The organism is Levilactobacillus suantsaiihabitans (assembly GCF_004745505.1).
Lineage (GTDB): Bacteria > Bacillota > Bacilli > Lactobacillales > Lactobacillaceae > Levilactobacillus > Levilactobacillus suantsaiihabitans.
Map to the genome: position 1 here is coordinate 13543 of NZ_RKLX01000003.1, position 12106 is coordinate 25648.

The 12106-nt window shown below is 52.5% G+C and carries 11 protein-coding genes; 5 read left to right on the forward strand and 6 right to left on the reverse strand.

The window, feature by feature from the left end; all coding sequences use genetic code 11:
- Nucleotides 1-392 precede the first annotated feature (392 nt).
- The 4 genes from EGT51_RS02530 to EGT51_RS02545 all read left to right on the forward strand — a co-directional run bounded on the left by EGT51_RS02530 (nt 393) and on the right by EGT51_RS02545 (nt 4455).
- Nucleotides 393-1151, forward strand: a complete 759-nt coding sequence (locus EGT51_RS02530; RefSeq protein ID WP_135367235.1) for a WxL domain-containing protein — start codon at nt 393-395, stop codon at nt 1149-1151.
- Nucleotides 1152-1274: 123 nt separating this feature from the next.
- Nucleotides 1275-2336, forward strand: a complete 1062-nt coding sequence (locus tag EGT51_RS02535) for a DUF916 and DUF3324 domain-containing protein (protein ID WP_135367236.1) — start codon at nt 1275-1277, stop codon at nt 2334-2336.
- A 25-nt stretch (nt 2337-2361) separates the two neighbouring features.
- Nucleotides 2362-2817, forward strand: coding sequence for a hypothetical protein (locus EGT51_RS02540; protein ID WP_135367237.1), 456 nt, complete (start codon nt 2362-2364; stop codon nt 2815-2817).
- A gap of 6 nt (nt 2818-2823) precedes the next feature.
- Complete coding sequence (locus tag EGT51_RS02545; RefSeq protein ID WP_135367238.1) at nt 2824-4455, forward strand: hypothetical protein; 1632 nt, start codon at nt 2824-2826, stop codon at nt 4453-4455.
- Between the two features lie 288 nt (nt 4456-4743).
- Here the strand turns inward: EGT51_RS02545 and EGT51_RS12900 are convergent, their stop codons facing one another.
- Nucleotides 4744-4899, reverse strand: coding sequence for a hypothetical protein (locus tag EGT51_RS12900; RefSeq protein ID WP_167850124.1), 156 nt, complete (start codon nt 4897-4899; stop codon nt 4744-4746).
- Entirely contained in the window at nt 4899-5453 is a 555-nt protein-coding gene (locus EGT51_RS02550; protein ID WP_135367239.1) for a hypothetical protein, read from the reverse strand. The genes EGT51_RS12900 and EGT51_RS02550 overlap by 1 nt, the downstream gene beginning before the upstream one ends.
- 96 nt (nt 5454-5549) lie before the next feature.
- Here EGT51_RS02550 and EGT51_RS02555 point away from each other — a divergent pair, with 96 nt between their 5' ends.
- Nucleotides 5550-6194, forward strand: coding sequence for a Crp/Fnr family transcriptional regulator (locus EGT51_RS02555; protein ID WP_167850125.1), 645 nt, complete (start codon nt 5550-5552; stop codon nt 6192-6194).
- A gap of 399 nt (nt 6195-6593) precedes the next feature.
- Here EGT51_RS02555 and EGT51_RS02560 read toward each other — a convergent pair whose 3' ends face one another.
- The 4 genes from EGT51_RS02560 to EGT51_RS02575 all read right to left on the reverse strand — a co-directional run bounded on the left by EGT51_RS02560 (nt 6594) and on the right by EGT51_RS02575 (nt 12097).
- Nucleotides 6594-8303 carry a DUF5776 domain-containing protein gene (locus EGT51_RS02560; protein WP_135367241.1) on the reverse strand — a complete coding sequence of 570 codons (1710 nt, stop codon included), beginning with the start codon at nt 8301-8303 and terminating at the stop codon, nt 6594-6596.
- Between the two features lie 288 nt (nt 8304-8591).
- Nucleotides 8592-9920 (reverse strand): hypothetical protein, encoded by a 1329-nt coding sequence (locus tag EGT51_RS02565; protein ID WP_135367242.1) that lies wholly within the window; start codon nt 9918-9920, stop codon nt 8592-8594.
- Nucleotides 9921-10502: 582 nt separating this feature from the next.
- Entirely contained in the window at nt 10503-11165 is a 663-nt protein-coding gene (locus EGT51_RS02570) for an ABC transporter permease (protein WP_135367243.1), read from the reverse strand.
- On the reverse strand, nt 11165-12097 hold the full coding sequence (locus EGT51_RS02575; RefSeq protein ID WP_135367244.1) for an osmoprotectant ABC transporter substrate-binding protein: 933 nt from the start codon (nt 12095-12097) through the stop codon (nt 11165-11167). The genes EGT51_RS02570 and EGT51_RS02575 overlap by 1 nt, the downstream gene beginning before the upstream one ends.
- Between the last annotated feature and the right edge of the window lie 9 nt (nt 12098-12106).

Genomic DNA, 12106 nt, shown 5'->3' on the forward strand with positions numbered 1-12106 from the left:
TAACGCCTACGGGGATAGACGATTGAGGGCCTATCGTATTTTGAAAATCCGGCTTAAATCGCATGAGTACGGGGGCTATATAAAAAGATACGGGTGTAAATAACACCAATATATACGCCTATCAGTTGATACAATAGCCTTACAAACGTTTTCATGATTAATACGCCAATTTTACGTTTTGTCCCGTGATAATATTTACAACCCCAGTCATCGGCCCTATAATAACGTTGTTACATACTTAAAGAAGCGTAACAACCATTAATGGCCGTTGCAATTCTTGAGGTAATCTAAATAATTGAGGTGCTTGGTCTTGGGAACCAGGTAGTTTAGATTACAGGGTATTGTTTGTCACTAAGTGTTGGGACTTATCAAACAAAGGAGTGCGTTACATCATGATGAAGAAGACAGTAAGCAGTATTTTATTAGCAAGTGCATTATTGTTGGGGACTGTTGCACCCGTTGCGGCTAACGCGGCTGAGGTTACAGGAACGACTGGGAACACGAAGACACAAGCAGCTTTCACTGCACCTAAATCAGTAGTTGACCCAGTTGATCCAAGTAATCCAAGCACCCCATCTACAGGGGACAATGGCGGTAATGGGGTGACCAATACGGATACGACTGGTGGCTTAAACTTCCTATATGTCACGGATTCAATCGACTTTGGTAGTGCTGAAGCCGTTTCCAGTGGTGTTCAACCGTCAATGCCGGCTAGCAAGATCAGCACGGGAAGTTTTACCGACGATGAGCAAGTCAATCCAAACTTTGTCACTGAACTCTCTGACACCCGTGGGACTAGCGCTGGCTGGTATGTCACCGTTTCTAGTAGCCCAATGACAGATACGACCAATAGTAATTCAAATACAAATACATTAAAAGGGGCAACTGTTGACTTCGGTACTGGAACGGAGATCAATAATTCCGCAAGTGAAAACGGTATCTCGGCGAATGCCGTCAGCGTTCCTACCGAAACGGCAACAGCGCAGACTATTTATCAAGCTACTGCTGATAACGGTGCTGGTCAAACGTCATTCCAGTTGAATCCCAAGAATATCGAATTGAATAACGTGGGTCCTAATACGAATACAGGTACCTACAATGGTAACTTGACTTGGACTTTGAATGACACACCAGTTGAACCAGCTAAATAAATTTTGAGTTGCGATTAAAGGGTGTCCATTGGGTTGAAATGAACACCTTTTTCGCCTACATATGCTATGTCGACGAACTGATATAGCAACTAAAAGTCTAACTAGGGTAAGGCGGGATTTAGTATGCAAGGATTGAAGAAGTTTCGACTCATCATTGTCGTGTGTTTGAGTCTATTGGTGGGACTTTCATTGCCAGTTTTGGGGCGGGCAGCGACAGCCACTAATGATATTGGATATAGCGTGAAGGCGTTGATTCCCAAGAATCAGATTGATAAACGTCAGTCGTTCTTTGAGTTGCGAATGAAACCAGGGCAAACGCAGACGTTGCGCGTACGTCTGTACAATGTGACCGATCAAGCTATCAAAATAAAATCGGCTATTCATACGGCGTGGACGAACTCTGGCGGAACGATTGATTACACGAATCAGCCGCAAAAGTTTGATTCGTCGTTGCAGTATAAGATGAGTGATATTAGTAAGGTGCAAGGTGCTAAGACCGTGACGATTCCAGCTAGGAAGAGCCGGGTTATGACGACTAAGGTGCAGGTTCCCCGGGATCAGAAATTTAATGGCATTATCTTGGGTGGCTGGTACTTTGAACGGCTCAATACTAAAGTCACTAGCAACGTTAAGGGAGCCAGTAATGTTCGGAACAAGTATGCCTATGTTGTGGGCATGGAATATGTCATGGGCAAGGTCCCGGCAGGAAATTTGACGCTCGGTAAAGTGGGCGCTGGCATCAGTAATTACCACCGTGGGGTCATCGCCAATCTCAAGAACCCGACGGCGACTATCGTTCCGAATTTGAAAATGACGACGACAATCACCAATCGTGACGGCGGCCAAGTCATCAAGGATTTGAAGCAAGAAAACGTGCAAATGGCGCCGAACACAACGTTTAGCTACCCCATGCTCTATGGGAAGACGGCCTTAGACGCTGGCCATTATCGCCTACACATGGTAGTGAAGAACCGGGACCGGACCTGGGTCTTTGACCGTAACTTTGCGATTACCAAGGCACAAGCCGACAAGTATAATGCCGATTCGGTCGACAATCCGGGGATTAACATCTGGCTGTTGATTGGTTTGGGTGCTCTGGGAATGTTAATTTTGATTTTACTGATTTTGTTAATTATCTACTTGATTCGTCGCCGTCGTCGTGATGACGAGGAGGCGGCCGAATAGTGACTGCGAAAGGGGGGCGTTGGTCATGAAAAAGTTGGTCATGCAATTGGTTTTGGTGCTCACGTTGATGATCGGTGTTGGTGCAGGAACGCCAGCGCTTGCCAAGACAGTGAGTGGTACCGGTGGGACGACTCGAACCAGCGTCTACATTGTGGGCAACGCCAATCTGGCTCGATTGACTGCTGGTAATCACGCTGATGAAGGCGATGGCAATGTTCCTAGTGGAGATAAGCCCACCACAGCTGGAAACGATGCTGATCAGTCAGTAAATAATCGTCAGCCAGCCAAGAAAAAATCAGCTCCCGGCGCCGTGGTCACCATGGTCAAGGCCGGTTCGGCAGATTTGATTGCCGGACGACTACCACAGACTAGCGAGTCGCGAGTCTTCTTGATGAGTGTCTTTGGCCTGTTGCTCTTAACGGTCTTGATGTTATCGTTGATTGTCTATCACCAGGCACGGCTACTGAAGGAGAGGGAGTGAGCCGAGATGAAGTTGAAGAAAATTTTACGACAGCTTGGCTTGTTGCTGGCCTTTGTGGGGCTGGGCGTTGGTGTGGGTGTAACGACTGGCTATGCTGCCCAGCCGGGGACTAGTCTAATTGGTGCCCAAGGGTCATACGAGCAAACGCCAAACTTTATTGATGATGATAGTAAAGGATTTCGTGCATCATACCCTACGCTTGATAATGTCACAGCTGATGGCGTTGTTAATGGGCGAATTACCAGTGCGACAAAGCATATTTATGTTTCATTTTCAGGGAATGCCACAATCAAGACCGATTACTATTCTGATTCTCAATTTACCAAATTTTATGCTGATGTCACCACTTATGACGGGTCAACGGTAACGACGCTGAATACGGATTCTCCAAAAATGTGGTCATTGAGTTCTGGTAATACAGTTGCACAGGCGCCGTCAAGTTATATTACGATTCCTGTAGATTTCACTGACTTAGGTGTTAGTCCCAGTTTGCCAATCTATATTGGGTTTGACTACGGTGCTAAGAGTGATTTGTTTAACATTAATATCATGGATTACTATAAGTCAATTACGTTAACTGCAAATAACGATAATACGAGTGCCTTAGCGGGCGTGACGATTAACAAGGGAAATGATATTCCTTCGTCAAGTACGACGGTCGAAGGGACTGGTGATGCGGGGTTAACGGCCATGCTTACCGGTGGAAATATCAAAGCAGGAGATTACAAAACCACGGTTCAGTCCGACGGGACGTACAAGTTTGATCTGGGCAGCACCACGCTAAAGAGTCTTGGCGATCCGAGCACCATCAAAGTCACCGAGTACAACCAATTCGGTGATTCCAAGTCCGCTACCGCCAACGTCGTCGCCACCGTGCCGCTGGACATCTCGCCCGCGAGCACGACCTTGACGATTTCGCCTGATGATTGGGCGGCCCACATTGCCGGCAAGTCGTCCGCAGACATTGCGGCATGGCTGGCCGACCAAGCAAATCTACATGTCACCAAGCAAGGTGACACCACGCCGTTGACGCAGGCCGGCGACGGACTAGCGTTTAGCACGGCCGACGACCTGACGACGTTGACGGCTGGTGGCACGCAGACGGTCAATCTGAACGCCGCCGACAGCAATGGCGACAAGAGCACCACGCCGGCTGCCATTTCCGTGACCCGAGGTTTAGGTGAACTGCAATTTGTCGACCTGAGTGAACTGATCTTCGGGGCGGGGGCGACGTTGGCCGTGCCCGCGCAGTCGACCCTGTTTGCGCCAGGAACGTACCATGTCAACATTTCTGATTCTCGTGCGACCGGTTCGCCGTGGTACCTGAGCGCCACCGCCTCCGCGATGACCGATAGCAGTGGCCACACGCTGAGTGGCGACGTGGTCTACGAAGACGGGAGCGGCAATGTGACCAAATTAGATGCGGGTAATGCCGTGCCGGTCGCTTCGGGCACGCGGTCCGGGGAGTCGATTGACGCCGCCAAGGACTGGACGCAAAATGGAAAAGCCTACACGAGCAATGTGCCCGCGGGCATCTACCTGGACGCCAAGCCGAATATCTATACCGGTAGTACGGCCAACGCCTATGCCGGCACGCTGACCTGGTATTTGAACGATGCGCCGGGGACGAGTAACTAGTGTGGGTTGCGCACCAGCATGACAGTGTGCTGTCGCGCACGGTAAGCGGCCAGTTTCCACGATGACGCGGACAACGACTTTCACCTGCTAATTTTTAGGTAAACAAAAGAGGAGCTGTGACGATGGCCACGGCTCCTTTCGTTTTATCTTTATATAGCTGAAACGTGCGCCAAAAGGCAGCCGGTTCCGCTTAAACCTGATCACCAAACAATCCAAGCCCGGGATTATTCGGTGATCAGCCTTAATGCTCGCCGGCTAATCGCCTTTTATCCCACTCTCTTTTGACATTTAGTCATCTTTTTGAAAAAGCTGTTCGCCAGCGCCGATGACCATACCAACGGCCATCCCCCACATGGCGAGCATATCCTGATGGGTCGCGACGAGAATCAAGACCACCGCGTAGTACAGGGTGGCGACTGCCGCTTTTGCCCGGCGCCGCGACATTAGAGCGCCACGATCTTGCCGACAGCGATTGGCAAGGTGACGTGGGTAGAGTAGTGGCCGACCGCGCCTTCAACCGTGTCTGGCAGGGCGACATCGTCGGTGACCCCGTGGATGTAGATGACCCGCTTGTCGAGTTCGAGCTCGCTATCGTTGAAGGTCTCCTTGAACTTCTTGTCCAAAGCGGCTAGCGGCACGACCTTGGTGTAGGCGAAGTAGCCGTTGGCATCTGCGACGGGGTATTCGTCGTTGGGGATGTCCATTTCGTGTGGCGCGTCGTTGAACGGCACCATGGTCGTCCCGGAGACGGCACCGGTTTCGGGGAGGTCCACGAAGCCATCGTGGTTCACGTCCTGGGCGCTGGTTGCGATTTCAGCGGCCTTGCCATCTGGGAAGCCGTGGAAATGTTCCCAGTGTTGTAAGCTGGCTGGGGTGTCAAACATTTCGATGTTGATAGTCAGGCTGTCGCCGTTGATGGTGAACAGCGCAGTCCCGTGAGCGGCGGTGCCGATTGCCTTTTCGTTAAGTGGCACGATGTTTGCTTGATAGATTTTCATAAGAAAAAACCTCCTCGATTTGATAGACTTAGTGTACAATGATTTTAACGAATAAAAATTGATAATTATCAAGAAATGACGAAAGAAGGAAAAAAGATGACGCATTCGCCATTTAAATGTGTGCAGGGGGCCCCAATCTTCAAGGGCCTGAGCGATGCGGCCATCGCCGAGCTGGTCAAAATTTCCGTGCACCAACAGGCCGTCAAGAAGGGCACGGTGCTGTATGACCCGACGACTCAGCTGGACCGGATGATGATCATCGATTCCGGGCGGGTCAAGGTCTATCAGCTAAATGAAAACGGCAAGGAGAAGGTCCTGTACATGTTGCGCAGCGGGGCCATCGACAGTGAAGCGGCGCTCTTTGCCAAGCGCAAGCACTACAACTACGCCGAGGCCGTCGAGGATACCAAAATCTGCTCAATTGGCCGCGCGGACTTTCAGGCGTTGTTGCGGCGCGAACCGGAAGTGGCCTTCAACCTTTTAAATATTTTAGGTGACCGCCTGACTGAATTGGAGTCCGTCAGCGCGTTGACGGGCAACCTGAAATCCAAAAACCGCGTCTTGGCCTACCTCCAGCAGATTGGCCAGGAGAAGCAGACGACCGAATTTGACCTGCCAGTCAAGAAGAAGGAACTGGCCAGCTTCTTGGGCATCACGCCCGAAACCCTGAGCCGGCAACTCGGTCAGCTGGTCAGTGACGGTCTGTTGGCCATCGCCGGCAAGCGGATCACCCTGCTGTGAGAAAAGTTTGTGAAATTTCACAAGCTCATCATAGCACGCTTTCGGTTTGGCCTTAATCATTTAGCTCAATAAAAATCAGCACAACGGTCTGTGGCCGGGGTGCTGATTTTTGGTTGGTCAGGAAGCGGCATCCGCTGGTGGGCGAGCCGGGTTACCAGCGGCAGTTGATGGACTAGCGGGTGGTTTGCTGCAGGCCATAGATGATTAGGAATCCTGCGAGGATCAGCGGAGCCAGGGCGATGCCGAACAGGTCATTCGTTTTGCGGACCAGCCAATCGTATTTTAAGCGTGGTGTGTCGCCAGCGAATTTGGTAAACGGCAAGGCGGCTGGTTTCCACTATGAAGCGGTCACCAACTAACCTAACGCTGATATGAGTCACTGCCAATGGGTCTAACGCGTTACTTAACCCGCAAGACCAAGCGCTTGTTGGCGGAGACGTAGCGGCCGTTGGGAAGCTGGTAGCGCGTGGTCAGCTTGTGCTTGACCAGCTTGGTGACGCGAATCGTCTGGTTCTTGCGATAGTGGTGCTTGCGTCCGGTCAACGCGGCCGAACGGTAGCTGTTGAGGCCGCGCAGCACCTTGATCTTGGTGGCCTTGATTTGGTAATAGGCGTTGGCCACGAAGTCAGCCTTAGCCGTGATGTAGCCGGTCTGCCCGTACGTCTTGGCGCCCGGCGTGACGTCCTTGACGTGGTAGCGTAACGCCCCGGACTGGGCACGGACGACGCCGAGAATCTTGAACATGGGGCGTTGGGCCCGGGCTGACTGAGTGTACCAGTGCAGACGTTGTTTGGCGCTAAAGTTAGGGGATTGGTAGAGCCCTAATTTTCGGGTGGCCGTGATGATCTTGGTGGCGGTCTTAGCTGGCGATGTCGTGGCCTGATCGGCAACAGTATCTGGTGCCGGTGTTGGTGCCGGTGTTGTTGCGGCCGGCGGAGTGGTGCTAGGCGTTGTGGTGGCCGGCGAAGTTAGCGGCAGGGTGTATTTTTGCGTGAAAGTGGCATATGTGTCATCGTCGCTGCCGTTATAGTAAGTGATCAGCAGGTTGACCTGAAGCTGCTTGGCATTGGCCGGGACGTTGGTGATGGTGAGGTTGTCCAAATCCTCCGGCAGCGAGACATCACCGATGACAGCGAAATTATCGGCAGTTTCTTGCAGACTTTTAGGCGTGTAGAAAATGGTGTAGGTTGGCGTTTGGGCGGTGAAGGTGTTTAGATTGGTCAAATCAAACGTGTGATTATCTAGATCAATGTTCCAATGCGGCGTGTCCATTTGGTTAGTGAGATTCGTGGCGTCCATTCCCCCCTGGCTGTCGTAGTGGCTGGAATCATCGAAGTAAGGGGCAAGCTGGGTACCCATGGCGATGGCGATGGGTGGCACGGCGCCAGTATCGTAGTCGGCGTTGGTGATTGTTAAATCAGCGAAGGGGAGCTTGACGGTATTGCCGGTCACTTTAGCGGCGGGCAAGGTCACGGTGGCGTTGGTGTCTTGGGGGTTGGCGCTTAAGGCAGTGATGGGGCTGTTCAAGCCGTTGGCGGCTTTGTAGGTCTGCCAAGCGGAAAAGTCCGAGATCTGATTTTGCATCAGATTCAGGTTCTTGATGTGCATGGGTGCGGTGCTTTGTGCGTTGACCTGGGCGATCTGCAGGATGGTGGCGAGGTCGGTGTTGGTCAGCTGGTCGTGGACGAGTTGGAGGTTTAGGTCGGGGCGAGCGGCGGACTTGTCGGGCCGGTCGTTTAAATAGGCTTGGATGACGGGCGCCAGATTGTCGCCAGACAAGGCGGTTTGGTCGGTCAACCGTAGTGTGGTCAGCACGCTAACGATCTTGATGAGCGGGGCGTACGAGGTGAGTGGCTGATCGATGGCCACTTTTGCGCCGACTTTTTGGACCCAATCGAGCGTCGATTCGCCGGTAAGTGAAGGATTGGTTAACAGAGCGGTGCGCACGGCCTGTTCGTTGGGGTCAGCGCTGGTGCTGGGCAGGACCTGGTCGATCGTTTGGTCGAGGTCAAGCGAATCGGCGCGCGCAGACAAATTAGCCGTCAGTCCCCAGGCACACAGGCAGGTCATGATAGCTAGCAATAGAAATTTAAAATGGCATTTTCGCATGATAAAGCGACTCCTTTCCCCAATAAGCGGTCTACTACATTAACTTTAGCACCACTTAATGAGTGAAGTTCGCATTCATGCTCAGTGAAAATGATACGCTACCGTCATTTGGGCATATTGGGTTGAAAGCTTGATATGACGGGGATGGCCGCCGGGAAATTGGGGTGAGGAAAGTTAGCTGACTTTTCTTTTGGTAGCGAATGGCGGTAAAGAAAAAGAGCTTGGGCGCAATAAATCCCAAACTCTTGTGCGTTAACTTTAGACAACTGAAACTTATGCCACTCTGATTCAGTTCTTCGGTTCGTGCAACACATTGCCCAGTGAAATGCCCAGAGACGCCAGCGTTAGCGGCCAACTCAGTGTCCAAGTGTACAGCCAGAAATGACTGGCATCGCTAGGCTTGAAGAAGGCGAGAATCGACAGGTGAGCGCTGGCACTGACGGCGATGATCAGGCCGAACATGACCAGCTGACACAGCAGGCCGCCGTAAGTGGAGAAACGGTATTTGTGAATAATGGCCGTGTCGTGGTCGATGTCCGGGGCGCCGTAAAGCGTGGCGTTGATGGTTGGGTTGTCGTAGCCAATGTACAGCGTAATGAGCAACAGCCCCAACACAAAGCTGCCTTGCCACGGCACCAACAATAATGCGTGGCCCGCCAGCAGGCTGATCTGGCTGAGGCGCAGAGCTCGGTGGGCATCGCCGTGGGCCAATTTACCGAACACCGGATAACCGGTCTCAAAGCCGATGAGATACAACGCAAAGACCAGGTACATCCCCGCAGTCCCAAAGTAAAAGTAGGCGAAGAAACTGTTGAACAGCAACACCAGACTCATGGTAAAGCCCCGATTCAAGAGGCGCACCTTGTATTGGGGCAGGACGTTTCGGTCCGTGTACAGCTCGATGGCAAAGACCAGCAGGGCCACACCGATGATCGTCAGGAGTAGCCAGTTGGGCCAATTTAACTGCGTCTTGCGCAGCGTGGTCAGCACCGCGATGGCGGCAAAGCCCACCAGCGATAACGCCCAGCGCCAGCCCTGTTGGAGCCGGTGGCGCTGCGGGGCTTGTTGGCGGTAAAAGTCGTTGGTGAACTGTTCGAGCAACAACCCGCCCGGCAACGCAGCCAGGTAGAGGAGCGCCAGGGCACTGAAGGTCAGCGTGTAGGACCAGCCTGCCGCCAGGTCGACGCCGAGCATGATGCCCAGACCCAGAAAAATGACCCAGTACAGCCGTTTCATTTTAAAATCGGTCAGTTGCGTCAGGTGAAGCTTGACCGTCAAGAAGTACGGCCAAATCGTGGCGGCGCTGTAGCCCCACAACAGGCTACCGACGATCAGCCAACCGACCGCGGTGGTCACCGCAAAGATCAGGCTCCCCAGCGCACCCAGCACCAAACAAGCAATCAGGTAGGTGCTCGAGCGCAGGTGCAGGCGCTTGGTGTAAAAGATGCTGGCCGCCCGCGAAATGTAGAAGGCTACCAGGGCAATCAGATAGGTCTCGCTTTGGGTCTGTTGGTACTTCAGGAGCATTAAAATATAAGGTAACATCAAGCCGATGTTGGCCAGAAAATTGAGGGTGCCGACGGAAAAATCAATGCCGGCGCGGCGCAGTCTTGACACGCCATCATCTCCTTTGCAGGTAGTTTTATGTTTGAAATGGGATTGGTGAGTAGTGATACGGATGAGGCTGGCCGCTTGCCAACGATTGGCTACGTGAGGGGAGTCGTGATTGTGGTCAGCCGGCCAGCTGTTTGGCGAGACCAGCATTCTGGTAGGGTAGCTTATTTCTTACATAGTATAGCATTAATTGTCGGAAGCGCCGGCGATAATCACCGGGGTGACGAGTGTCGATGAGACTGAGGTAAAACGGTATTAAGCAATTGGATTCCAGAACATTAGCGCTGTTGTGAAGACCTTTTTTGCTGGTCGATAAGGTAGCTGGCGTTAGGGGGCTAAACCAGTATTGTTAACCACCAATCGTAGCCGAGAGTTCGCCAAATATGGGTTCAGCGAGGCGTCGAGACCGCCTTTTGGCTCGACCCGCCCCAGCGTTCCAACCCATATTTGGCGAACGGTAAGGCGGCCAGTACATACCATGTAGCGGTAAGCCATCAGTCTCAAAGTCTGCAAAAAGAGCCGCCAACCACGCAAGCGAAGGGCTAACGTGACTGGCGGCTTTAATTTTAACTCAGAATCAGACCGTTACTTCTCCGAAGAAGTCTTCGGCGTCAGGCGCTTTTCCACGAAGGACAAGACCAGATCGGTGATGATGGCCATCAACGCGGTCGGTAAGGCCCCGGCGAGGATGATGGCCCCACCGTCCGTGGCGTTGGTCCCGCGCACGATGATGTCACCCAGACCACCGGAACCGATGAACGACCCGATAACGGTGATCCCAATCCCGATGACCAAGGCGTTACGAATCCCGGCGATGATGACGGACAGTGAGAGCGGCACGCGAATCGTCATCATGATTTGAAAACGTGTCATGCCCATGCCCTTACCGGCGTCCAGCACGTCGCTGTCGACGCTCAACATGCCGGTGTAGGTGTTCTTGATGATTGGCAGCAGCGAGTACAGGAAGACGGTGACGATGACCGTCGTTTGCCCCAGCCCCAGGCCTAACATCAAAATCGACAGCATGGCCAGTGACGGAATCGTTTGGATCACGTTGGCAATGCCGATGATGACGGGCGAAAGCCGCCGGTACTGCGAAATCCAGATGCCCAGTGGAATGCCGACGATGGCCCCCAGCAGCACGCCGTAGATGGAAACCAGGAATGTCTGGTTGAACTGACTCAGGACGTACATGCCGTTATGACTAAAGTAATAAACGAGTTGAGACAATAGGCCCATGTCTTTCATTACTGGTTCCCCCCTTCAAAGTAGTGATTTTTCTTCAAGAAGTTGTTGGCGACCGTCTGGGGTTCTTCCAGTTGATCGTCGACTTGGTAGTTCAACTTTTGCATGGTCTTCAAGGAAACTTTGCCGACCAAACGGTTCAAGACGCTGCGCAACTCGGGATGTTGTTTCAAGATGGCATCCGTGGCCACGGCGCTCCCATCATAAGGTGGGAAGAAGTTCTTGTCGTCTTTTAAGAGTTTCAAATGATAACTGGCGACCCGCCCATCGGTGGAGTAGCCTAAAATGGCGTCCATCTTGTCGGCGGCTAACGCATCGTACAACAGCCCGGTCTGCATCGGTAAAACGGTGCCGAAACTGTAGCCGTAGGTCTTTTGGAAGGCCGGGTAGCCGTCGCCTTGTCGGTTTTGCCAGATTTGGTCGATGCCGACCTTCATGTTGGGCGCGAGTTTCTTCAGATCACTGACCGTCTTCAAGTGGTGCTTCTTGGCGAAGGCGGGCTTGACCATCCACGCGTAGGTGTCGGCGAACCCGTATGAGTCGAAGTAAGTCATGTGGTAGCGTTTCTGAAATTCACTGGTGACGATGTGCTTGACTTTGGCGGGGTCCCGTTGGAATTTTTCGTTCAGGATGGTCGTTAGATCGGTCCCGTTGAACCGGATGGATGAGATGTCCGCCTGGTCGTTTTTCAGGGCGTTGAAGCTGACGTTACCGGACCCCAAGTTGTTGATGATGGTCGTTTGTAAGTTTGTATAGTGACCGATCATACCTGCGATGACGTAGGCCATGATTTGTTGCTCGGTCGTGTTCTGTGACGCGATTCGCACAGTATTGTTGCCCGATCCGGCCAATCCTGGGAGGGCACACCCACCTAAAGGCAGGAGAATCACCGCAACCAAGAAGCCGGCGAGCCATTTACGTAACTTTTTTAGCATAGCGGGCCT

Bases quoted from the DNA above. Each gene is read 5' to 3' on its own strand.
- EGT51_RS02575 (WP_135367244.1), bottom strand. From the start codon at position 12,097: ATGCTAAAAAAGTTACGTAAATGGCTCGCCGGCTTCTTGGTTGCGGTG.
- EGT51_RS02555 (WP_167850125.1), top strand. From the start codon at position 5,550: ATGACGCATTCGCCATTTAAATGTGTGCAGGGGGCCCCAATCTTCAAG.
- EGT51_RS02530 (WP_135367235.1), top strand. From the start codon at position 393: ATGATGAAGAAGACAGTAAGCAGTATTTTATTAGCAAGTGCATTATTG.
- EGT51_RS02535 (WP_135367236.1), top strand. From the start codon at position 1,275: ATGCAAGGATTGAAGAAGTTTCGACTCATCATTGTCGTGTGTTTGAGT.
- EGT51_RS12900 (WP_167850124.1), bottom strand. From the start codon at position 4,899: ATGTCGCGGCGCCGGGCAAAAGCGGCAGTCGCCACCCTGTACTACGCG.
- EGT51_RS02545 (WP_135367238.1), top strand. From the start codon at position 2,824: ATGAAGTTGAAGAAAATTTTACGACAGCTTGGCTTGTTGCTGGCCTTT.
- EGT51_RS02570 (WP_135367243.1), bottom strand. From the start codon at position 11,165: ATGAAAGACATGGGCCTATTGTCTCAACTCGTTTATTACTTTAGTCAT.
- EGT51_RS02540 (WP_135367237.1), top strand. From the start codon at position 2,362: ATGAAAAAGTTGGTCATGCAATTGGTTTTGGTGCTCACGTTGATGATC.
- EGT51_RS02560 (WP_135367241.1), bottom strand. From the start codon at position 8,303: ATGCGAAAATGCCATTTTAAATTTCTATTGCTAGCTATCATGACCTGC.
- EGT51_RS02550 (WP_135367239.1), bottom strand. From the start codon at position 5,453: ATGAAAATCTATCAAGCAAACATCGTGCCACTTAACGAAAAGGCAATC.